Source organism: Raoultella sp. T31, from assembly GCF_002806725.1.
Lineage (GTDB): Bacteria > Pseudomonadota > Gammaproteobacteria > Enterobacterales > Enterobacteriaceae > Klebsiella > Klebsiella electrica.
In genome coordinates this window covers 1-255 of the sequence record NZ_PIBO01000119.1, presented here as the reverse complement: position 1 = coordinate 255, position 255 = coordinate 1, and the positions used below count along the sequence as shown (strand labels likewise).

1 pseudogene is annotated in these 255 nt (G+C 56.5%); it reads right to left on the bottom strand.

The features are described from left to right. A pseudogene (locus CWM52_RS25975) lies at nt 1-255 on the bottom strand (hypothetical protein); the annotation flags it as partial.

Here is a 255-nt window from a genome sequence, read left to right as displayed (position 1 = left end):
CTTTGTTCACGCCGCTGTCGTTGGTGTGGCTCAACAGCAGGCCGCCCTGCCAGGCGTTAAGGCGGGCATCGTTATCCACCGCTTTGGAATCAAAACCGTAGTTAGCATAGACCTCGACATCGATCGGGCCGGCTTTCATATTGTGAATTTTCGAGGTCAGCGCGTAGTGGCCGCTGTCGCCGGTATCAGACCCGCCGGTACAGGTAATGCGCGAGGGGTTAGATTCATCCCCCATTACTTCCGGGCTACAGGATT